This window comes from Asticcacaulis currens (assembly GCF_028550395.1).
Taxonomy (GTDB): Bacteria; Pseudomonadota; Alphaproteobacteria; order Caulobacterales; family Caulobacteraceae; genus Asticcacaulis; species Asticcacaulis currens.
Genome location: NZ_JAQQKW010000002.1, coordinates 279,755 through 299,731, shown reverse-complemented (window position 1 = coordinate 299,731; position 19,977 = coordinate 279,755). Strand labels below are relative to the sequence as shown.

23 protein-coding genes, 1 tRNA gene and 1 pseudogene are annotated in these 19,977 nt (G+C 57.4%); 22 read left to right on the top strand and 3 right to left on the bottom strand.

Annotation, left to right across the window (positions count from 1 at the left end):
- Positions 1-4 precede the first annotated feature (4 nt).
- The 14 genes from PQU94_RS04495 to PQU94_RS04430 all read left to right on the top strand — a co-directional run bounded on the left by PQU94_RS04495 (position 5) and on the right by PQU94_RS04430 (position 10,644).
- On the top strand, positions 5-457 hold the full coding sequence (locus PQU94_RS04495; RefSeq protein WP_272740298.1) for a DUF2948 family protein: 453 nt from the start codon (positions 5-7) through the stop codon (positions 455-457).
- A 2-nt stretch (positions 458-459) separates the two neighbouring features.
- Positions 460-915: a UPF0262 family protein gene (locus PQU94_RS04490; protein ID WP_272740297.1), complete on the top strand. Its 456-nt coding sequence runs from the start codon at positions 460-462 to the stop codon at positions 913-915.
- Positions 916-1,207: 292 nt separating this feature from the next.
- Complete coding sequence (locus tag PQU94_RS04485) at positions 1,208-1,735, top strand: porin family protein (RefSeq protein ID WP_272740296.1); 528 nt, start codon at positions 1,208-1,210, stop codon at positions 1,733-1,735.
- Between the two features lie 243 nt (positions 1,736-1,978).
- The gene (infA, locus tag PQU94_RS04480) at positions 1,979-2,200 is read left to right on the top strand and encodes a translation initiation factor IF-1 (RefSeq protein WP_041658556.1); all 222 of its coding nucleotides are present in this window, start codon (positions 1,979-1,981) and stop codon (positions 2,198-2,200) included.
- A gap of 32 nt (positions 2,201-2,232) precedes the next feature.
- On the top strand, positions 2,233-2,805 hold the full coding sequence (locus PQU94_RS04475) for a Maf family nucleotide pyrophosphatase (RefSeq protein ID WP_272740295.1): 573 nt from the start codon (positions 2,233-2,235) through the stop codon (positions 2,803-2,805).
- The gene (locus tag PQU94_RS04470; RefSeq protein WP_272740294.1) at positions 2,802-3,812 is read left to right on the top strand and encodes a ribonuclease E/G; all 1,011 of its coding nucleotides are present in this window, start codon (positions 2,802-2,804) and stop codon (positions 3,810-3,812) included. Before PQU94_RS04475 ends, PQU94_RS04470 begins: the two co-directional genes overlap by 4 nt.
- Before the next feature lie 18 nt (positions 3,813-3,830).
- The gene (locus PQU94_RS04465; protein ID WP_272740293.1) at positions 3,831-4,079 is read left to right on the top strand and encodes a DNA gyrase inhibitor YacG; all 249 of its coding nucleotides are present in this window, start codon (positions 3,831-3,833) and stop codon (positions 4,077-4,079) included.
- A gap of 109 nt (positions 4,080-4,188) precedes the next feature.
- A tRNA-Phe gene (locus PQU94_RS04460) sits at positions 4,189-4,264 on the top strand.
- 163 nt (positions 4,265-4,427) lie between these two features.
- Positions 4,428-5,642, top strand: coding sequence for a tyrosine-type recombinase/integrase (locus PQU94_RS04455; RefSeq protein ID WP_272740292.1), 1,215 nt, complete (start codon positions 4,428-4,430; stop codon positions 5,640-5,642).
- A 660-nt stretch (positions 5,643-6,302) separates the two neighbouring features.
- The gene (locus PQU94_RS04450) at positions 6,303-7,049 is read left to right on the top strand and encodes a helix-turn-helix transcriptional regulator (RefSeq protein ID WP_272740291.1); all 747 of its coding nucleotides are present in this window, start codon (positions 6,303-6,305) and stop codon (positions 7,047-7,049) included.
- A 121-nt stretch (positions 7,050-7,170) separates the two neighbouring features.
- Positions 7,171-7,803, top strand: coding sequence for an acyl-homoserine-lactone synthase (locus tag PQU94_RS04445; protein ID WP_272740290.1), 633 nt, complete (start codon positions 7,171-7,173; stop codon positions 7,801-7,803).
- A gap of 82 nt (positions 7,804-7,885) precedes the next feature.
- Positions 7,886-8,020, top strand: coding sequence for a hypothetical protein (locus PQU94_RS04440; RefSeq protein WP_272740289.1), 135 nt, complete (start codon positions 7,886-7,888; stop codon positions 8,018-8,020).
- 433 nt (positions 8,021-8,453) lie between these two features.
- Complete coding sequence (locus PQU94_RS18150) at positions 8,454-8,912, top strand: DUF2285 domain-containing protein (RefSeq protein ID WP_272740288.1); 459 nt, start codon at positions 8,454-8,456, stop codon at positions 8,910-8,912.
- Positions 8,884-10,644 carry an ATP-binding cassette domain-containing protein gene (locus PQU94_RS04430; protein WP_272740287.1) on the top strand — a complete coding sequence of 587 codons (1,761 nt, stop codon included), beginning with the start codon at positions 8,884-8,886 and terminating at the stop codon, positions 10,642-10,644. Before PQU94_RS18150 ends, PQU94_RS04430 begins: the two co-directional genes overlap by 29 nt.
- 143 nt (positions 10,645-10,787) lie before the next feature.
- On the opposite strand, the gene PQU94_RS04425 is transcribed toward PQU94_RS04430, so the two are convergent.
- Together PQU94_RS04425 and PQU94_RS04420 are read right to left on the bottom strand one after the other, a co-directional pair.
- Positions 10,788-11,057 carry a helix-turn-helix domain-containing protein gene (locus PQU94_RS04425; protein ID WP_272740286.1) on the bottom strand — a complete coding sequence of 90 codons (270 nt, stop codon included), beginning with the start codon at positions 11,055-11,057 and terminating at the stop codon, positions 10,788-10,790.
- A gap of 76 nt (positions 11,058-11,133) precedes the next feature.
- Positions 11,134-11,373, bottom strand: coding sequence for a helix-turn-helix domain-containing protein (locus tag PQU94_RS04420; protein WP_272740285.1), 240 nt, complete (start codon positions 11,371-11,373; stop codon positions 11,134-11,136).
- A gap of 97 nt (positions 11,374-11,470) precedes the next feature.
- Here PQU94_RS04420 and PQU94_RS04415 point away from each other — a divergent pair, with 97 nt between their 5' ends.
- The 8 genes and pseudogenes from PQU94_RS04415 to PQU94_RS04380 form a co-directional block, all read left to right on the top strand.
- Positions 11,471-12,325: a sigma-70 family RNA polymerase sigma factor gene (locus tag PQU94_RS04415; RefSeq protein WP_272740284.1), complete on the top strand. Its 855-nt coding sequence runs from the start codon at positions 11,471-11,473 to the stop codon at positions 12,323-12,325.
- 57 nt (positions 12,326-12,382) lie between these two features.
- Positions 12,383-13,327 carry a FecR family protein gene (locus PQU94_RS04410; protein ID WP_272740283.1) on the top strand — a complete coding sequence of 315 codons (945 nt, stop codon included), beginning with the start codon at positions 12,383-12,385 and terminating at the stop codon, positions 13,325-13,327.
- A 172-nt stretch (positions 13,328-13,499) separates the two neighbouring features.
- Positions 13,500-14,387 carry a DNA-methyltransferase gene (locus PQU94_RS04405; protein WP_272740282.1) on the top strand — a complete coding sequence of 296 codons (888 nt, stop codon included), beginning with the start codon at positions 13,500-13,502 and terminating at the stop codon, positions 14,385-14,387.
- A 3-nt stretch (positions 14,388-14,390) separates the two neighbouring features.
- Positions 14,391-14,852: a BglII/BstYI family type II restriction endonuclease gene (locus PQU94_RS04400; RefSeq protein ID WP_272740281.1), complete on the top strand. Its 462-nt coding sequence runs from the start codon at positions 14,391-14,393 to the stop codon at positions 14,850-14,852.
- Between the two features lie 11 nt (positions 14,853-14,863).
- On the top strand, positions 14,864-16,168 hold the full coding sequence (locus PQU94_RS04395; protein WP_272740280.1) for a hypothetical protein: 1,305 nt from the start codon (positions 14,864-14,866) through the stop codon (positions 16,166-16,168).
- 17 nt (positions 16,169-16,185) lie between these two features.
- Complete coding sequence (locus PQU94_RS04390; protein WP_272740279.1) at positions 16,186-18,081, top strand: SNF2-related protein; 1,896 nt, start codon at positions 16,186-16,188, stop codon at positions 18,079-18,081.
- Between the two features lie 2 nt (positions 18,082-18,083).
- Positions 18,084-18,914 carry a protein NO VEIN domain-containing protein gene (locus tag PQU94_RS04385; RefSeq protein WP_272740467.1) on the top strand — a complete coding sequence of 277 codons (831 nt, stop codon included), beginning with the start codon at positions 18,084-18,086 and terminating at the stop codon, positions 18,912-18,914.
- 118 nt (positions 18,915-19,032) lie between these two features.
- Positions 19,033-19,134 (top strand): annotated as a pseudogene (locus PQU94_RS04380) (transposase domain-containing protein); the annotation flags it as partial.
- 152 nt (positions 19,135-19,286) lie between these two features.
- Here the strand turns inward: PQU94_RS04380 and PQU94_RS04375 are convergent.
- Positions 19,287-19,952: a TetR/AcrR family transcriptional regulator gene (locus PQU94_RS04375; protein WP_272740278.1), complete on the bottom strand. Its 666-nt coding sequence runs from the start codon at positions 19,950-19,952 to the stop codon at positions 19,287-19,289.
- Positions 19,953-19,977 lie beyond the last annotated feature (25 nt).

Below are 19,977 nucleotides of genomic sequence, written 5' to 3'. Positions count from 1 at the left end.
CCTCATGTTTGGGTGGTTTCAAAATAAGCCGAAACCGCTCCGTCTTCTCGCCCAGAGCGAAGAGGACGTGGTGCCGCTGAGCGCGCTGCTGCAGGATGCGGCCCTGCGCGGCGAAGACGTGCGTTATGATGCCCGTGCCCGTGCCCTGACTCTGCGCTTCAATCGCTTTTGCCATGAACACAAGAGCCGCACGCCGTTGCGCGCCGCCTGTGCCTTGCAGATCGGCTCGATCACCGGCCTTCAGTCGCGTGGCTTCGACGTGCATCGGCCGCCGCAAGGCATGACCATCCTGCATCTGGCCACCGAACCGCTCGAAGCCCCGGCCTGCCACCTCTATCTGCGCTTTGCGGGCAAGGCCGCCGCCGAACTGAAGATCGAGGTTGAGGCCGTCGATCTTCTGCTTATGGACCTCGCCGCGCCGCATCGCGCCCGTTCGACCCCCAGCCACCCGGTGTAATTATGAAACTGGCCCGTATCGACATCGACTCCGACAGCCTGGCTTCGCCGTCGCCGGAGGTGGAGCATGAGCGTCAGGTCGCCATGTTCGACCTGATCGAAAAAAACAGCTTCAAACCCGAAGGCGGCACAGCGGAAAAATACGATCTGCGACTGGCCTATGAAGACGGGCGTCTGGTGTTTGACGTGTCGGGCGACGGCTATGCCAAGAAGTTCATGCTGTCCTTCACACCGCTCAAGCCGATCATGAAGGACTATGCCATGATCTGCGAAAGCTATTACGAGGCGTTGAAAAACGCCACGGTGGGGCAGATCGAGTCCATCGACATGGGGCGTCGCGGTATTCACAATGACGGTGCGGACCTCCTGACCGAGCGTCTGACCGGCAAGATCGAAATTGATCATGAAACGGCGCGGCGTCTGTTCACCCTGATCCACGCCCTGCACCTGCGGGGTTAATTGCTCCGTGTGGGGATAAAATGCAGGTGTGGCGCAAAAGCCGCTTTATGCGTATTTTTCCCGAAATGAATGGTCGTTCATTTTGAGTTCATCAAGATGGCGGTTTTGCCGCAATCTCTACCTAAATTGATGTTTTTCTTGTAAAAACGCCCAGAAATGGCCTTTGAGGCGGCCCATTGCGGCCCCTTTGCAGAGCGATTGTTGTCTGGTCGCTGGGGCATCAGCTCCGGCGAGTAACAATGAGTGCGGTTCACGAAAACCGCACGGCACACGAAGACAATAGGAGTTCACTATGAAGACCATGCTCATGGCTACCGCCGCTCTGGCCGCTGCGGCTTTCGGCGCGTCCACGGCTTCCGCGCAGTCCCTGTCGCAGCCCGAAGTGTATGGCTCGATCGGTGCGACCGCTACGAATAACAACAAGTCTGATTCCAGCCTCAACTCGATGAATGCGCGCCTCGGCGCCAAGCTGACCCCGCACTTCGGTGTCGAAGGTGAACTGGCCGCCGGCACCAATGGCGATACGACCAATAATGGCCGCTATAAGCTGACCAACAAGAAGGCCGCCTATGCTGTGGGCTTCCTGCCGGTGTCGGATCGCGTGGAACTGATCGGCCGCGTGGGTGTCTCGGACACTCAGTTGAAGAATTATAACAACTCGCCGATCGCCGAAGACGGCACGGCGCTGGATGTCGGTGTGGGCGCGCAGATGAAGCTCAATGACGCCTATACCATCCGCGGCGACTATACCCGCTCGGCCTTCAAGGATGACCGGGGTAATGCCGACAACCTGTCGGTCAGCGTGGTACGCAAGTTTTAATCCTTAACTTGCGCTCAGAGGCTTGGCCTCTTAGCGGCGCGCAACCTGCGCTCCCGCTCGGTCGCTAGTCGCTTCGCTCCGGGAGTGTGTACTGGATCGGCGGAGTTCCGAAAGGGGCTCCGCCTTTTCACGCGCGCTTTCCCTCTTTCCTCTGAACCCGTTTGGGTATAAAGGGAGCGCCACTGATTTTCATGGGCGACATCGCATGACGATTCGCCCTTTTCCCTTTCCCTGTGGGGCCGAATGGCAAAAGAAGAACTGTTGGAGTTTGCGGGTACCGTTGTCGAGCTTTTGCCGAACGCGACATTCCGCGTGACGCTCGAAGACTCGGGTCATGAAATCATCGCGCACACCGCGGGCAAGATGCGCAAGAACCGCATCCGCGTGCTGGCCGGTGACCGTATCATGGTCGAAATGACGCCCTATGACCTGACCAAGGGCCGCATCACTTACCGGTTCAAATAAGTGTTGGCCGCTTTACGTAAGGGGCGTGCCTGATGCTGCCCCTTATTCTGGCCAGTGCCAGTCCCCGCCGTGTGGACCTGCTGGCCCAGATCGGTCTGAAACCCGATCGTATCCTCCCCTCCGACATTGATGAAACGCCACTGAAAGGTGAGACGCCGCGCGAATTGGCAGGGCGTTTGTCGCGCGCCAAGGCCGAAGCCGTGGCGGCACTGGTCGAAGACCCTGCCTATATTCTGGCCGCCGATACGGTGGTCGGTGTGGGCAGGCGCATCCTCCCCAAGGCTGAAACGGATGCCGAAGTGCGCGCCTGCCTGGAGCTGATGTCCGGCCGCAGCCACCGCGTCTATACCGGCGTCGCGCTGGTCTCGCCTAAGGGCCTGTCGGCGCGCGTGGTGGAAACGCGCCTGCAATTCAAACGGCTGAGCGCCGAAGAGATTGACGCCTATATGGCTTCCGGCGAAGGTCTGGGCAAGGCCGGTGGCTACGGCATTCAGGGTCGCGCCAGCGCCTTTGTCATCCACCTGATCGGCTCCTTCCCGTCGGTGGTGGGGCTGCCCACCTATGAGACCCTGCAATTGCTGCGCGGCGCGGGTTACGCGGGTTGAAACTGTATAGTGAACAGCGGTTTGGTCTGGTGCGCGCCTGTGTGGCGCGTGAGGGTCAGCCGCTGCTCTATGCCGAAGGCCCGGTGCTCGATCCCTCGCTGACCCTGTGGGGGACGCGCTCGGTGGCGCGACTGACCGCAAAGTCGGGGCGCATCGGCTTTCTCAGGCTGGCCGATGGGCAAGACTCCATGGCCGACCTCAGCGATCCGGATGCGTTGAACGAAGGCACGGCAGTGGAGGTCGAAATCGCCGCCGAAGCCCGTGCCGATAAATTGGCGCGCGCCCGCCTGTTGGGTGTCAGCGAAGGGCCGCCACGTCGCCTGTCGGACACGCTGACGCTCATCGAACGCCTGAAGCAACAGGCGCGGCGTCTGATCAACCCACAGCTCCGGTTTGAGCCTTGCGAAGACCCCGACGCCCTCGATATCGCCGAGGCGCAGGCGACCCAGCCCAGCTTTGACCTGCCCGGCGGTGGCTATCTGTCTATCGAGCCGACCCGTGCCCTGATCGCCTGCGACATCGACATGGGTCGTGCGGGGGAGGGGATGATCCACACGCCGCGTCAGGCCGCCAAGCGCCTCAACGAGGTGGCGGTGGAAGAGGTGGTGCGCCGCCTGCGCCTGTCCAATCTGGCGGGGCTGGTGGTGGTCGATCTGATCGGCAACAAGCACAATGGCGAGAAGCTGACCGGGCTGGTGCAGTCGGCCTTTGCGGCGGAAGGCCGCGCCATTGCCTGCGGGCCGATCACGCGCTTCGGCACGCTGGAATTCAGCCGGCCGTGGGGCGCCCGGCCGCACACCGAAGATACGCCACTGAGGGCGGCCCGGCAACTCCTGTGGCGCGCCGTGGCCGAGGCCCGATCGGATGCGGGGGGGCGGCTGATCCTGCGCGCCCCAGGGCCGGTGGCTGATCAGGTACGGCAGTGCCTGAAAGACAGTCTCGATCCGCTGACACCGCGCCTCAGCGTCGAAACGGCGTCTCTCAGCGAGGTTGTTCCGCTGCGATAGTCGTCCTATATGGGCCCCATGACCGAACGCAAATGCGCCTATTGCCGGCAGCCCTATCAGGTGGCTGACCAAAGCCTTCCCAATGCGGCGAAGGACTATTCTCCCTTTTGTTCCAAACGCTGCGCCGATACCGACCTCATGCACTGGCTGAAAGGCGAATACGTCATCGGCGGCACAGGCGCTCTGGCCGCCGAAGCTCAGGAGGAGGAGGGGATTGCGCCGCCCACGGACTTATCCTCACCTTTTGACGATAAAGACGCGGTTTAGGCGGGTTTTTTGCGAAATTCAGGCTTTGCGCGCTTGCCAAGCCCGAATGGCTCGCTTATTAGAGCGGCCTCCCGGCGCGGCGCACCAAGGTCGTTCCGATGTTATGAGTGCCTGGATAGCTCAGTTGGTAGAGCAGCGGATTGAAAATCCGCGTGTCGCTGGTTCGATTCCGGCTCCAGGCACCATTGCACCTTCCGGCGGCGTACGTCGCATTGAGAAAATCCTTTAAAATTGATAGTTTAGGGCCTCAGTGAGGTCCGCCGAAGTCCGACCAGTTCCGCCCGCATCCGGGCGTTTTGGGGGTCTTTTTTGGGGTCTCGCGACGAACCTCAAAAACGAGACCCCCAAATGTCACTTTCGGACGCCGCAATCCGTTGTGTTAAAAGCAAAAATCAGGAATTCAAACTGTTCGATGAGGGCGGGCTTTACCTGCTGATTAAGCCCTCGGGATCGAAGCTTTGGCGGTTCAAATATCGCATCCACGGCAAGGACCGCGCTTTAGCACTCGGAAGCTATCCTGCAACCAGTCTCAAGGCGGCGCGTAAGGCGCGTGACGAAGCTAAAGAGCTCCTAGAAAAAGGTGGTGACCCTGGCACAGAAAAGAAGCGCCAGGCGGTGGCCGCCTCAATCGCTGCAGCGAGCACGTTCAACATCGTCGCCGAGGAATACATTCAGAAACTGCGGGACGATGGCATGGCTCCCGCAACGGAAAAGAAAACTCTTTGGCTCCTGAAGCAATTCGCTGACAACCTTGGCCCGCGCCCGATCTCCGACATAGAGCCATTCGAAGTTCTGCATGTGCTTAGGAAGGTGGAGAAGAAAGGCAATCTGGAGACCGCCCACAGGCTTCGTTCCTTTGCTGGGCGGGTCTTCAGGTATGCCATCTGGACGAGCCGCGCCAAAACAGATCCGACGGCTATGCTGGCCGGCGCTCTTCGCACCCCGAAGGTGACTAATCACGCCGCGATCGTGGAAGAGAAGCCATTGGGCGGGCTCCTAAGGGCTATCGATGGCTTTGAAGGCTACAAGCCCATCGGATACGCACTCAAGCTCTCACCCCACGTCTTTGTGCGTCCGTCAGAACTGCGCAGAGCGGAATGGACGGAGTTCAATCTGGAGGAGGCCTACTGGCGCATTCCCGCAAATAGAATGAAGATGGGGCGTGAGCACTGGGTGCCGCTATCTCGCCAGTCAGTCACTCTTCTGCGAGAATTGAACGAGATTACCGGCAACCACGCCTATCTCTTCCCTTCGATACGGACATGGCAGCGACCGATGTCCGAGAACGCGGTGAATGTCGCCCTGCGCCGCCTAGGATATGGTTCCGATGAAATGACCGGCCATGGGTTCAGGAGCACGGCAAGCACGCTCCTAAACGAAAGCCGTCTCTGGCAACCAGACGCTATCGAGGTCGCCTTGGCTCACAAGGATAAGAACAAGGTTCGGGGTACATATAACCGTGGGCGATACTGGGATGAACGGGTCGAGATGGCCCAATGGTGGTCCGATTACCTCGACCAGTTGAAGGTATCCAAAGGTGATCGGGAGCGTCGGGTAGCTTGACTGGTCGATCTGTTTCGGCTGTCCGAAAAAAATCATACAAATTTCGGACGTGAAGAATCTGAATTTGAAGCGGACTGTCATAGATGTCGTGAATCAGGCCCCGTTGGGAACGGTATTGACGCCGAGTGATTTTCCGCGCGCGCTCAATCCGGACGCCGTTGATAAAACCTCGCAACGTGTAACGCACTCGCAAGATTTGCGTGGAATTAATCGGGTGCTGTATGACTGGCCCACCATGAGAAGAGAACACCGAAAGCTGTGCAGAAGATAGCGAGGTTGAGAGACCGTCGGCGCAGGACCAAGGGCAGCCATGGGGTCAGTGATATGACGGCACCCATGACCACAAATAGAACAGAATAAACGGACATAGTTTCCCATAGAGGCTTGTCGATTTTGTCGTTGCTGGCGAAACGTTCGCAATGCAGAACGTCTTAAGGTCGACGGCGAGAGGGTAGCTGGGCGACCAGACCCATCTCTTTTGTGTATCCTGAATACCGCACACCTTTCACAATCCTTGCGTTTATTTTTGATCGCGCTTCTCATTTTCAATCAAAGCGCGTACGCTCTCGTTGATACCGCCGGTAGTGCGCCGGGGCGTGGGAGACCGAACAAGCCACTCCGGACAGTTGCGTTGGACATCCAATGGCTACGGAGACGGTCATGCTTTATGCAAACGGTGAGTATTCCCTTGAGCAGTTCATTGAAGACACCAGCCGTGTCAGATCCGTTGAGCGTTTGTTCGAGGTGTTTATCGAGGCTATGGCCAACCTCGGTTTTGACCGGGTGAACTTCTCAGTCATGCGCGACCTCGATCTCGACGCGTCCGCGCAGGGCTTCGGGCTGATCAGCACCTATCCCGCCGTCTGGCAGGACTACTATGCACATAATGGGCTCGCGCGCATCGATCCGGTCGTTAAATGGGCCGTGGGTTCAGTCCGCCCCTTCCGCTGGAATGACATCGAACACCAAACTGAACTCACCCGTCGGCAAAGACATTTCCTGCGCGAGGCCGAAGAGGGCGGATTGTACAATGGGATCGGGGTGCCATTCCCGGGACCGAGGACCCTTCGGGGGGGTATCGCCCTGGCGACGTCCGTCAGGCGGGCGAGACAGATGGAAAACCTCGATGTGCTCGCCGCCTACTGCCATCAGTTTTACGTCGTCTATAAGCGCCTCGTCCCGCCTGGGCTCAGGCTGTCTCCGGCCGCTGCCGCACTGACCCGCACCGAGCAGGACGTACTGATGCGCATCGCCCACGGCCTGTCGAATGAAGTCATCGCTGACCGTCTGGGCATCAAGGCCGGATCGGTCGACTTTCATGTGCAGAACATCTTCCGCAAATTGAGGGTCAACAACCGGACCGCAGCCGCCACGAAGGGGCTGATGGGGGGGTATATCGAGCTTTGATTTTTCTGGGCGGAGAGGGGTGGATTTTCTTCAATTTCGCGAAACCCTAGGAATCCGCCTAGTGGTAACCTGTGGAAGGCTGTGGATAACTGTTAACCATCCGTAGAAGGAGGGTTTGGGGATGCTAAAGCTCATTTCCTATAAAGACATATCCACGCACAGTGACCTGTTTTTCAACCAGTTTCAGCTGCGTCATCGCGAGTTCATCGAGCGTCAGAGCTATGCGGTGAAATCGATCGACGGCATGGAGTTCGATGAATACGACTCTCTGGCAGCCCAGTACCTCGTCTTTACCGAAGACGGACGCACCGTCCTGGGCTGCAGTCGCCTCACGCCCATTGATCTCGGCTGTATGCTCGCCGACCACTTTCCCGATCTTGTCGAGGACAAATCGATCTTCACCGCACCGCGCGTGTGGGAAGGGACGCGCTTTTGCATCGATAGCCGGTTGCCGTCCGAGAGGCGACGGTTGATCTGCCAGTCTCTGGCTGTCGGCTATATCGAGTTTGGGCTCGCGCACGGCGTCGACCAGATCATCGGGCTGATGCCGACCCTGATCCTGCGCTCAGTCTTCGAGCGCGCGGGGCTCACCCTTGACCGACTAGGGTCGCCCCGCGCGATTGGCGCACACGCCCGCATACAGGCCGCCGCCATTCCCATCCGACCGTGGCAGCGTGATCGGGTCTATGAGGCCACAGGCCTGCGCGATCTTCTGACGGCCAACTTTCGGTCCGTGGAAGAGCATGTCGCGTGAGCGGTGGGGTCATGCATGCGCCGATAGACACGATCAGACGATTGCGGATGGCATTGATAGCCTTGACCGCCTTCGCAAAGATATGCGCCGCGCAGGACTGATCGAATGCGCCGAACTGCTCGATGAGGCCTTTGTGACCTGTCTCAAGGCCTATGTCGAACGCTGGGGGCGGGTGCGACCCCATGTTGATGATGAGCCTCAGGGCCAGGCCGAGTAGGGATCTCTGGCCTTTGTCGCTGAAGCCCAACCTGTGTCGCGAGCAGAAGGCTCGCGGGGAGCGTGCCGATGAAAAACGGACATGTGGAAAGCCTCACCCTATCGGATGAGGTCTGGAGAGATACGGCCGCCTATCAGCCGTATCTCTCCTACGACAAACGCCGCTGGGCCTGGCTGTGGCTACAGCGCAAACCGGGGCTGCAGGCCATGGGTTCGTGGGCAACGGGGGATCACTGGGCAACGCAAGGGCAGGGGGCACACACCCTCCTCCGAGGGGAGTTAAATGACCTTTTTCTCATGGGGTATTTGTTCATGCTGAGCCGGCCTCCGACACGCCACAGCACGAATGGCTCTTCTGGGCCCCGGACCTCGACGCCTCCATCGTTCAGGTTCAGGCCGAACGGGTATCCCGCGCCACCGTCGGTGCCTTCGACGTGAATGAGGTGTCCGCAAAGCGCGATCTGCTTCGCGACGCCTTCGGTCATGAATGGCTGATCCTCGCCGATGAGGTCGGTCAGGTGCAGTTGGACATAACCCAGGGCACCCTGACCGAAGGGCCCGTCCTCCTGCACTTCGACCTCACCGGGTTTCGGACCTTTTCAGCCAAGCTGAAAACCTTGGCGCGTCTCGAAGCCCTGCACCGTATCGGCCGCTTCCCGCGCGCCCTGTTTCCACCCGAGACCGGCACTGCCAAATGGGCGCGCGCCCTGCAAGCCTATGACGGCATGTGCGCCGGTGCCAGTCATCGTGAGATCGGTGCCGCGCTCTTTGGTGAAAAGCGCGTGCGCGAAGAATGGAACGGCCGCTCCGACTATCTTCACTCCCAGGTACGCCGGCTCCTCATTTATGCAAGGAAAATGGTCGATGGCGGCTACAAATCCCTCCTGCAATGACACGTCCGACCCGGCCGTCGTCTGGGCCCTGGTGCGCCGTCTTTTTGCGTTGGGTCCCGGCGTGCGTCGTGACCTGCTCTGGGGGCTCTTTTTGGAAGGCGTGGCCGTGGCTCTCGGCGTCATCGGACCCTTCGCCCTCAAATCTCTCATTGATGCCCTGAGCCGTTCCCCCGGCGCCTCGTCTCTGGTGTTGGGCCTCGGTCTGGTCTTTGTGGGCGCCTGGGCGGGTGGGGGTATCCTCTCCACGTGGCGTCTGGTGCCATCGACGCGGGTGATTGACACCCTGAGCGCCGATCTGGCCGCCGCCGCGCTCGCCGGTGAATTGCCGCGCGTTGCGGCCAGCCGCGACGGTGACAGCGGGCGCACCCTTGGCCTGATCGAGCGGTTGCCCTTCAGCCTGCTGATCGTCGTCGATGGTCTGATCTGGCGAAGCCTGCCACTCGCCTTGCAAATCGCCGCCAGTCTGTGGGTGATTGCAGGCGTCATCCCCGCGTCCTACGCCATCGGGCTCTTTCTCACCCTGGCCGGGTATGCCGTCCTGTCCTGGTGGGGCGCGGTGCGTCATCGTCCGCACGCCAGTCTCGCCAATCTGGCCGCCACCGCCGTCTCGCAAGGCTTAGGCGACGTCTTACGCAATGCCCGCCGCATCGTCCTCAATGGCACCCTGAGTGCAGAAGTCGGCGGCATTCGCGCTGGGATCGGCCAGAAAGCCCTCGCCAATCAGAAGATGACCGGGTCGCTTGTTCATACAGCTCTTGCTCAATACGGCTGGCTGGGCATGGGGCTCGTGGGGCTCCTCGTAGCCGGCGCAGGAGATGTATGGGCGGGACGCCTGAGCGTGGGGGATTTCATCATGCTCGAAACCTATGCCCTGCGTCTGGCTCTGCCCTTGAGCGGGATCGGCTTCCTGCTCAGTCAGTCGGCCGGGGCGATCGCCAATATTCGCGATGTGCTGACCTTGCGTCGGAGCGGTGCAGGTACGGTTGAGGCCGGACCCGTTCCGTCGGGCGCGGCCGGGATTGAACTGCGAGACGTGTCTTTCCGTTATGCCGACACGACCGCAGGCGTCGAAGATGTGTCGGTGCGTATCCCCGCCGGGGCCTTCGCCGTGATCGTCGGGCCAAATGGCTCCGGAAAATCGACCCTGGCACAGATCATGGCCGGGGTGTTTGCACCCTCACAAGGCCAGGTGCGTATAGGCGAAGTCGATCTGGCTGAGGTCGATGCCGGCGCCCGCTATCGCCACGTCCTCTACGTCCCTCAATTCATCACCTTCTTAAACCGCACCCTGCGCGACAATGCGCTTTATCCGCCGACCACCACCACCGAAGCCGATCTCGTTGCGCTTCTGGCCCAGTGGTGCTTCTATGAGGCCGGGCGCAAGTTGGATCTCGCCACCCCCGTAGGCGAACTGGGGGAGCGCCTCTCAGGCGGTCAGATCCAGAAGCTGGAACTGGCGCGCGTTGCCGGCATAAAGGTTCCCGTTCTGATCCTCGATGAAAGCACCTCAGCGCTCGATCCAGCGAGTGAAGCGCGCATCCTGTCCGACCTGCGCCAAAGCTTTGAAGGGCGCACAACCCTCGTCATGGTCACCCACCGTCTGCGGTTGGCGCAAACGGCTGACCACGTGCTGTTTATGAAAGGGGGGAGGTTGGAAGCATTCGGACGTCACCTCGATCTCGTGGAGAGCGTACCCGCCTATGCCCAGCTCTGGGCGCAGGGGGCGGAGTGAGGGGCTTGGGTTTGAGGTTAGGGGAAGGGCGTCTTCGCGCGTCCGCGCGAACCGGGCCTGTCGTAAATGGAGCCCCTGCGGGTCTCCAGCCTTTGGCCTAAGTCCCTGACGCGGCCACGATCATTGCGAAGATGCGCAAGAGGTCACTTGCCATTCTCGGTAGCCTGAATACCCGCTATCCGTTGATGAAGCTCCCCCATAAACTCAGTGGGGCTCTTCCCGAGAGCTTCGACCACATAAATGAACTCAATGACATTTAATAAGCGTTCGCCGGCTTCATATTTTGCCACGAATGACTGGGGCTTCCCGAGTTTGCCAGCAAGGCTCTCCTGCGTCAGTTGCGCCGAGTGGCGGGACGCTTTCAGTAATTCTTGAAGCGCCAATTGTTCAGGAGAACGCAGTATCTTCTTCATCGCTCGACTTCGTAAAAGTGAGCAAAAAGAGCTAATCCCAATGCGGGATAATCCCGTATTGGGATGAGCGCTGTCCTTAGAACATTTCTGAGATGATTTTCGAGACTTTCATAGGGTCGCCACCGAGCGTCAACAGGATTTCAATCCACTCAGTCGAGTTTAGAGTCCGTTCTCCTCTTTCATATTTCGAGATAAAGGATTGATGTTCACCCAATTCAGCGGCAAGCGATTTCTGAGTTTGACCTTTCCGAATGCGTGCTCTTTTTAACAACAGCCTCATCTTCTGTTGTGGGGCGGAGTAAAGGTCGTGATCCATAGCTCAAAGCTCTTGCGATTGTGAGCTTTTTGAATTAATCCTGTATTGGGATAATCCCATTTCGGGATATTTGGTCATTTCCAATTCAGAGAGCGCTATGGGTAAAGGTCCTCATAACCCAGAGTTAGTCGAAGTCGTTCCCATAAATGCCGTCGATATGCATGTAGGCGCGCGTTTACGCGCACGCCGCGAACTGGTGCAGATGTCGGAAGACTGGCTGGCCAGCCATCTGGGCATCTCCGCCGCGCAATTGCGGGAGATTGAAGAGGGGCGTGCCCGGATTGGCAATCGCGAACTGCTTCTGTGTGCAGAGGCGCTCGACGTCCCTGAGCGGTACTTTTACATGGGGTTCGGTCAGGGTGGGAACGCGCCCGGCCCAAAGCGACCACCCCGCCGTGAGATGGATAGCTGGTTTTCGGCAAACCTGTTTCCGCATGAGGGCCTGTTCCTTTCCGTCGGGCGGCGCATGACGGGCAACACTGAGACGGCGCGCGAAATCCTCCATGACATCTATGCCGACTTCGTGACGGCTGACAAATGGCGGGCGATCACCCATCCAAAAAGCTACGCCCTGCGCGCCATCCGAAACGTCGCGGCAAGCCTGTTCCAGCGTTCAAAGATCGTGTCGATTGAACTGGTGGCCAACATGGAGACCTTCGACCAGGCCGATTTAGGCCCTGACGCACACGAAATCCTTTCTGCCAAGGAACGCCGACGCATTGTCCTCGAGGCGATCGAGGGGCTGCCGCCCCAATGCCGGAAAGTCATGAAGATGCGGCGCCTGAAAGAAATGTCGCCTCCGGCCATAGCGAAGGAGCTGGGTATCAGTGTGTCCATGGTCGAAAAGCACCTCGCCAAGGGCATGGCGATTGTCGCGGCACGCCTGGCAGATCAGGAGCCCCCGCCGTTGAAAAGCGGTCAGGCGCGGCGGGACGCGGCGGCGAGCGAATAGACGCTGAATGTGTTTTTTCGTAGTGTCTGGCCTCACGTCAGCTGGGCGGAGGGCGCCGTGTCCGTAGATGATCCCGAGGCGACTGATTGGAAGGCCCTGACGGAGGAGGCTGCCCTTTGGCATGCACGATTGGAAGCCGGAACAGCGGACCTCAGCGCCTTTGAAGCCTGGCGAGACGCCAACCCGCATCATGCCGTGGCTTACGCCCGCATTCTTGATACGGCGGACTCGATCGACGCGCTGAAGGACGTTGATCTCAGCCAGGATCCCGATTTGCACCCTCGGCGCACATTGACGCGCCGCCATTGGCTGCAAGCCGGCGCGGGCGCCTTGGTCATCGCAGTGGGAAGCGGCGCGTGGGTCCTAACCCAGAGCCGGGCTGAAGCCTCAACCCGTGTCGGAGAGCGCCGGAGCCTGAAATTGTCGGATGGCGTTCGCCTTGAGCTCAATACAGACACGCGCATTGCCTGGAAGACGGGGCGCAAGGGCAGTGAGGTTTGGTTAGAGCAAGGCGAACTGGGCGTCGTTGTGCCGCCCAACGTAAAGCCATGCAAGGTGAGGGCCGCGGGCCGTGCGATTCTCATGACAGCGGCGGATGTGAATGTCCGTTTGCGCGCATCGGTCCTGGAGATCACCGTCGTCAAAGGCGATTGTACGATCGAAGGGGACTCCGAGGCTCAAAAGGTCGAGGCAGGGCAGGGGGCCCTTGCGAGCGGTGTGGAGACGCGGGTCAGGCCGATCACTCAGAGCGATCTCAATTTTACAACGGCCTGGCGTCAGGACGCCGTGGTGTTCAATGGCCAGACCCTCGGCGTGGCCGTCGAAGAGTACAATCGCTACTTGCCACGCCCCATCGTCATTGTTGATCCGGAACTGGCGGGCTTGAGGATCGGCGGGCGCTTCAGCACGCGCGATCCGGAGGTTTTTTTAGAGAACCTGGAATCGAGCTTCTCTATTCATGTGACTACGGCCAACGATGGATCGAGATTGCTGTCCAAATGACGGTGGAAAAGTACCGAACGGATTGTAGTCTGTTCGAATCTTGGAAAAAGTAGATGTGATTTAATTTCCGGAATAAGGGCCAATTTGTGGTATGGGCGCTTGCAACCAACCCGATAGCGAAGCTAAAATGCTGAACTTTCTGTGACCACCCCCGATTACGGTAGACCTTGCCATGATCGGAGTAAAATGCGAACATTTTGGAATGAAAAGTTCAGCGAAAAACGTCATCCCGTTCATAAAAAATCCGCCATACACTATTGAGTGCTCGGACAACATCGACTTTATGCGCTCTTTAAAAAAAGAGAGCATGAACTTGATTATTACATCCCCACCTTACAACATCGGTAAAGAGTATGAACGCAGGACATCTCTGGACCTTTACATTGAACAACAGGCTTCTACCATAGCGGAAGCAGTTCGATTGCTTCATCCGAACGGTTCAATTTGCTGGCAGGTTGGCAATCACGTAGATGACGGAGAGGTCTTCCCATTAGACGCCATCCTATACGGAATATTCAAACAACACGGTCTGAAACTACGAAATCGAATTGTCTGGACTTTCGGGCACGGACTTCACTGCCAACGTCGGTTTTCTGGCAGGCATGAAACAATCCTTTGGTTCACGAAGTCCGACGATTATGTTTTCAACCTTGATCCGGTTCGGGTTCCCTCCAAATATCCTGATAAGAAGCACTTCAAAGGCCCGAATCGAGGGGAGTTGTCTGGTAATCCGCTCGGCAAGAACCCCTCGGATGTTTGGGATATCCCAAACGTAAAAGCGAATCACGTGGAGAAGACTGACCACCCCTGCCAGTTTCCGGTCGCCCTTGTGGAGCGCCTCGTACTCGCGCTGACCAATCTTGGACAAAGTGTGCTGGATCCATACCTAGGTGTTGGGTCTTCCGCAATCGCCGCACTTAAACACGGTCGGATGGCTTTTGGCTGCGATATCACCCAACAATACATCGACATCGCTTCCGACCGCATAGCCAGATTCTATGCTGGCGAGCTACGAACGCGTCCGTTAAACAAGCCAGTCTACGACCCGAATGGAGGCTAAGAAATGAAGCTTCAGTTCATTTATGATCATCATCATGGTCGAGCCGCTTGGGAAGAACGTGAGCTTTACGACTGGATCACTGACGTCTTCGAAGCACCCGGCATTAAAATGCAGCCTGGGTGCACCAACGATATTCGCAACCACATCTCGAATGAGTTCACCGCCGAAGGCTGGGCTTTGAACGTGAAGATCGACCAAGAGTTGCGTAACACCGTTACCGCCATTAAGGAGGACCTCGCGTTCCAAGTTCAGACCGGGAACATGAGTCGGGCTCCTTATGATCTCCTGAAACTTGAATATCTGGCACAGTCAAAGCGTATAAAGGCGGCCGCTTTCGCCCTTCCAACAAAATTTGCAGCCTCAAAAATTGGAAGCAACATTGCCAACTTCGAGCGTGTTTCTAAAGAGCTTGCGGTCTTTGCACAGGTCATCCACGTGCCTATCCTGCTAATCGCGTTCGAGTGAGGGTGCGATCGATGCCGTACAAAATCCAGATCACTGCCCCAGTCACTCGCGCCGCTACAATCGCCAGCAAGGTTGTCGCTTCAACCGAGAAGCGAGAGTTCTACGGTTTCCGCAATCGCGTCCACCATCTTCCATTTATTCAGGTACCGATTGACCTACCGGTTTATCGAATGGAGAACTTTCGAACGTTCACCGATCAGCGGGACTACATTGCTGAGCATGGCAAGAAGGCAGACTATTTTTTGGCCGGCACTGAGTCCGAGGAAGTGCAGCAGGCCCAGCACCAATTGCTGCACAGACTCGCCTTGAAAGGCAAAGCCGACTCCGTCATTCCAGTTGCAGAGGTGCTTGAGGCGGAAGGACAACGCCAACCGCTACTCATCACGGCAGGCGGTATCGTCGTGAACGGCAACCGACGTCTCGCGGCGCTAAGAGAGTTATACGATCAAGGCAGCAAGTTTGCGCATTTCAGCCACATCGATGTCCTGGTACTGCCGGCCGATGCGACCGCCGAAGACATTGTTGATATCGAGGCAAATCTTCAGGCGGTGCCCGAGACGAAGCTCGACTATGATTGGATCGGCGAGGCGCAGCTGATCAGTCGCCTGGTAAATCTTGGTCGGACGCCCAAGGTTGTTGCTGACCAACTCCGCCGCAAAGAAAAGGACATAAAGTACGCGATCCAGACACTTGCGGAGGCCGACCTTTACCTTAAAGAGGCACCAGGCACTCAGGGAAACTACAGCGAGATACGAGAGGACGCTGAACAATTATTTGGCGACTTACCGAAGCTCTTAGAAGGCAAATCGGAAGCGATGAAGGAAGCCAGCCGAGCGATTGCGTGGTCGCTCTACCAGAACAAGGGGCGGTTGGAAGGTCGGCTGTACGACTATAACGCTGCGATAGGATCACTCGCCGACAACGTATTGGATCGCGTGGCGGACGAACTGGGTATCGTGACCGAGGTAGAGGAGGACGCCGACGGTGACGGAGAAGCAGACGATTTCGCTATCGACATTGGAGACGAGTTGCAGTCCGCGAATTTTGCGGGTGTGATTGCCGCTCTTCGTTCACCGGACAATGAAGCTGCAATAGAAGCGCTCATAGAGGCTGTGCAAACTGAAATCCAGCTGGACAAAGGACAGAAATCTGGCGGCGCTGCGCTAAAAGCTATCCAGCAAGCGCACACCAAGCTCGCTTCGGTTGATATGTCACGAGCGGAGAAATCAACTGTAGGGAAGATTTCCAAGCAACTTGACGCTATAAAGAGAATTGTTGCGGACCTAGAAGACAAGATTCTAAAGCATAAGCGTTAACCGGGAGCGACCGCGCAATGCCCTTTTCAATAGGGATTGATTACGATCCGTCTCGGCTGCGTGGAGCGCTGTCGAAGCTTGGTGACGACGGTAGCTCTCCTATCTGGGAGCGGCTTAGGGCTCGTTTTTCGGTCCAGGCCGATGCAATCCTGAGAGATGACGCAATCGACGTTCCATGGCCTGAAGTGCTCAACGTTATCCGCGAGTTTGGAAGCGCTAGCACTCAGAAGGCTTTGGGATTTAGGTTTTTGCCAAATGAGCGTGCCCGATCGAAGGTCGCAACATTCGTCGCTGAAACGAAGCAAGCGCGGGCGGCAAAAGATGCGCTGGCGCTTCAGATCAGCGAAGCAGACATACAGCCACGACTAAACGCCCTTGGATTCAGTCGTCAACTTAAGCCGTTCCAATGCAGGGATTTGGCACGCTTATTGTCGCTCCCCCACGGTGCGAACTTTTCCGTGCCCGGCGCAGGCAAAACGACTGTAACCTTCGCACTTAGTTTGTTGGCGGCGACGGCGGACTCTCATCTCTTCGTGGTCGCACCGAAAGCAGCCTTTCCGGCGTGGCGAGGTATCGTGGCTGAATGCGTGGATACCGCCGCGCCTTACTGGGTCCGCGAGGAATTCACCGTCCTGTCGGGAAGTGAAGTTGAAAATGAAATGGCACTCCGGAGCGGAGCCCGACGCTTCCTGATGTCTTACGATCTCCTAGTTAGACAGCAGTCGATCATTGCAGCCTATTTTTCGCGGCAAGCTGCCCATCTAGTGCTCGACGAATCGCACCGAATGAAAGCGGGCCTGGCATCGCAACGTGGTGCATTCCTCATCAATATTGCGTCGTCACCGGCACGGCGGGATATCCTCTCTGGCACGCCGATGCCGCAAGACGCCAACGATATGGCGTCACAATTGGGCTTCCTTTGGCCTGGGCAAGGCTACGACCTTCAAATTCAGCGTGGGGTGTCACCTCGGCAAGTTCTCGGCGATCTATATGTCCGCACGACAAAACACGAGTTAGGCTTGACTCCCGCTGTCCGACATTTTCACGATGTGTCGATGGCTGATGGCCAGCTGGCGCTGTACGGCGTCGTGAAGGATGAGCTTTTACGGCAAATCACCAAGGCGATCGCGAGAGCGGGGCAGCCAGATTTCCTATCCGCCCGCAAATCTGTCATGCGCCTCTTGCAACTTTCGACCAATCCCACGTTAGCACTCCAAGCTATGACTCGGGACAAAGGGAACATATCATCGGGTATCGCCGATCAAGTCGTTGAAGAAGGTGCGTCGCTGAAAATGAGGGCAGTTTGCTCGCACGTGCGAGCGCTCGCTAAGGAAGGTAAGAAGACAGTCATCTGGACCATCTTCACACAGTCTATATTCGACCTCGAACGCCTCCTGGCCGACTTGAATCCGGTGTCGCTCTTCGGCGGCGTCCCGACTGGTGAAATGTCCGACGGGAACACGCGGGAGGGTCGCCTTTTGAGGTTCCACCAGGACCCATTTTGCAAAGTGATGATTGCGAACCCTGCCGCAGCTGGCGAAGGTATAAGTCTCCATACCGTTTGTCACGACGCGATTTACCTCGACCGAAGCTACGTTTCGACACACTACCTGCAATCTATCGACCGTATCCATCGCCTTGGGTTAGCACCCGGGACTGAAACAAATATCCATATCTATCGCACTAAGGCCCCAGCAGGGTTGGGAAGCGTCGATCTATCTGTAAGTCGGCGACTTGCGCAAAAAATTCACGGTCTAGAACATTTGCTAGACGACTTGGACCTGCGTCAGCTTGCCTTAGATGAAGACGAAGCTGATGATCCTATCGACTACGACGTGGATATGCAGGATCTCGTCGATTTGGTGGAGGAGTTGGAAGGAAGACAGCCGATCGAAGGTCAAGAAGAGGCTTGATCGTGGAGTTTGACCGCCTTTTCACAATTTCGGCTTTTGAAGGTCTCAGGCTCATGCGCTCCGCTATCAGAGCCGTGCCTGAGCTGACGCTCGAGTCTTGCCCAGAAGCGCTGATCGCCCACTCACCGCAGGCTAGATTGTATGACCTTGAGGCAGCGAAAGCACTCCACCCGTTGGTGGTAGTAGATGCTCCGCACGAAACAGTAATGTTTTATCGGGAATGCATTTTAGCTGTCTTAATTTTGAAGATGCCTGCGTTCGCAAAACTGATGACGCTTGGACGCGGGCGTTTTATCAAGCGGATCAAAGGGGCAGACTATAGAGACATTCGAAGCGTGTTTCGCGAAGCGAAGCTGTTGGATGACCCGCCTTCCGGCGATGACATCTCATGGTGGGACCTTGCCCAGGGGCGAGTGCGTCTCAACTTCGACCAGGAAAAGCTGGTCCGTGCAAGACAAGCGGAATCGCTGTCCTTAGCTCACGAACAGGCTGAACTTACTAGGTTGGGGATTGGAAGAAATCCTATATGGATGGCCATAGAGGACAACACAGCAGGATATGATGTGCTGTCGTACCGCCCAACGAAGGTCGGCGAGAGAAACCTGCTGATCGAAGTGAAATCTACGATCGCTTCTCCACTAAGATTCTACATTTCCAGGAACGAGTGGGACAACGCCGACCAAATTGGCGAAGCGTACCTGTTTCACGTTTGGGATATGGACAAAAATCCTCCCATCCTTCACGTACGCACTGTCGAGCAAATTCGCCCGCACATTCCTTCCGATAACCAGAAAGGCAAGTGGACGAACGCGCAAATTCCTATTGGAATTTGAATGTATGGAGATGCGCCGCTTGATCCTTCGGCTCTTGAATTGAGTCAGATATACCTTGAAGTGCTGGAGTCTGGGGATGCCGGTGGATCCGGCTATAGGCGAGTGCCAATCTGTCTCGGAACCGTATGGTTACCTGCGCCATGTCTTCACTGAGATGCCAAAGCGCGACAAGGACGCAGACGTCCAGGACCTCTTGCCCTTCAACTTCGCCAAATCCTAAGCCCAGCTCAACAGCGGTCTACAACCTCGGAAATCGCTACATGCAGCGAAATGAGCGCTTACGAAAAAACGTCTGCGACCCAAGAGCATCTCAGCATGTTGGAGACCGTGCCAAGCGGCAAGATGCGCCCGTTAGTTCCTTAGAGCCCAAGCCTACCACGCCGAAATGCCCTTCATCAAAATATCCAGGATCTTCGTAGTTGTCGTTTCCAGGACGTCATCAGTGAGCGGTATATTGGCCGCTGACAGCCGGCGGTAGCTGCCTGCCGACATGTCGACGAGAGCCCCTGCTACGAAGCTGGCGTCCTTGACACCGATGACCCCTGCCAACTGAACAATATCTGCCGCTATAACATCCACACCTAAGGCCTGAGTTGCGTTCGACAGAGCATTATGGATTTCCGGCATCAGCGCCATTTCAGCGTCGACAATTCGATCGAGGATTCGCATGATCGGATCGTCCATCACGACCAGACCTTTGCGGATGTGAAAGGCGAGGCACGCCCTTAGATCGTCCTTGGGTGAGCTGGTTCGGGAGACCAGCTTGGTGACGCTCTCAACCACGATTTCTGTGAAAAGGGCCTGCTTGGTGGGATAACGGGCATAGATTGTACGTTTGGAGATGCCCGTCTCCTGCGCAATGGCGTCAATGGAGGTTCCTGTAAACCCGTACTGGCTGAAATGCGCTATGGCCGTTTTGACAATGCTTTCATTGATCTTTAAAACCTGCTCGCGCGTGGGGCGGCCCTTGACCTTTTGAAGAGGACGCGGGTCCTCAAGTTCTGACTTGTCCTTAGGGTCGATCTTGGCGTTGATCATTAAAAGCTCCGGTACTGAGTAGATA

Bases quoted from the DNA above. Each gene is read 5' to 3' on its own strand.
- PQU94_RS04375 (WP_272740278.1), bottom strand. From the start codon at position 19,952: ATGATCAACGCCAAGATCGACCCTAAGGACAAGTCAGAACTTGAGGAC.
- PQU94_RS04430 (WP_272740287.1), top strand. From the start codon at position 8,884: ATGGCGGCTACAAATCCCTCCTGCAATGACACGTCCGACCCGGCCGTC.
- PQU94_RS04400 (WP_272740281.1), top strand. From the start codon at position 14,391: ATGAAGCTTCAGTTCATTTATGATCATCATCATGGTCGAGCCGCTTGG.
- PQU94_RS04490 (WP_272740297.1), top strand. From the start codon at position 460: ATGAAACTGGCCCGTATCGACATCGACTCCGACAGCCTGGCTTCGCCG.
- PQU94_RS04415 (WP_272740284.1), top strand. From the start codon at position 11,471: ATGGGTAAAGGTCCTCATAACCCAGAGTTAGTCGAAGTCGTTCCCATA.
- PQU94_RS04455 (WP_272740292.1), top strand. From the start codon at position 4,428: ATGTCACTTTCGGACGCCGCAATCCGTTGTGTTAAAAGCAAAAATCAG.
- PQU94_RS04445 (WP_272740290.1), top strand. From the start codon at position 7,171: ATGCTAAAGCTCATTTCCTATAAAGACATATCCACGCACAGTGACCTG.
- PQU94_RS04475 (WP_272740295.1), top strand. From the start codon at position 2,233: ATGCTGCCCCTTATTCTGGCCAGTGCCAGTCCCCGCCGTGTGGACCTG.
- PQU94_RS04495 (WP_272740298.1), top strand. From the start codon at position 5: ATGTTTGGGTGGTTTCAAAATAAGCCGAAACCGCTCCGTCTTCTCGCC.
- infA (WP_041658556.1), top strand. From the start codon at position 1,979: ATGGCAAAAGAAGAACTGTTGGAGTTTGCGGGTACCGTTGTCGAGCTT.
- PQU94_RS04440 (WP_272740289.1), top strand. From the start codon at position 7,886: ATGCGCCGCGCAGGACTGATCGAATGCGCCGAACTGCTCGATGAGGCC.
- PQU94_RS04465 (WP_272740293.1), top strand. From the start codon at position 3,831: ATGACCGAACGCAAATGCGCCTATTGCCGGCAGCCCTATCAGGTGGCT.
- PQU94_RS04405 (WP_272740282.1), top strand. From the start codon at position 13,500: ATGATCGGAGTAAAATGCGAACATTTTGGAATGAAAAGTTCAGCGAAA.
- PQU94_RS04425 (WP_272740286.1), bottom strand. From the start codon at position 11,057: ATGAAGAAGATACTGCGTTCTCCTGAACAATTGGCGCTTCAAGAATTA.
- PQU94_RS04420 (WP_272740285.1), bottom strand. From the start codon at position 11,373: ATGGATCACGACCTTTACTCCGCCCCACAACAGAAGATGAGGCTGTTG.
- PQU94_RS04390 (WP_272740279.1), top strand. From the start codon at position 16,186: ATGCCCTTTTCAATAGGGATTGATTACGATCCGTCTCGGCTGCGTGGA.
- PQU94_RS04450 (WP_272740291.1), top strand. From the start codon at position 6,303: ATGCTTTATGCAAACGGTGAGTATTCCCTTGAGCAGTTCATTGAAGAC.
- PQU94_RS04395 (WP_272740280.1), top strand. From the start codon at position 14,864: ATGCCGTACAAAATCCAGATCACTGCCCCAGTCACTCGCGCCGCTACA.
- PQU94_RS04485 (WP_272740296.1), top strand. From the start codon at position 1,208: ATGAAGACCATGCTCATGGCTACCGCCGCTCTGGCCGCTGCGGCTTTC.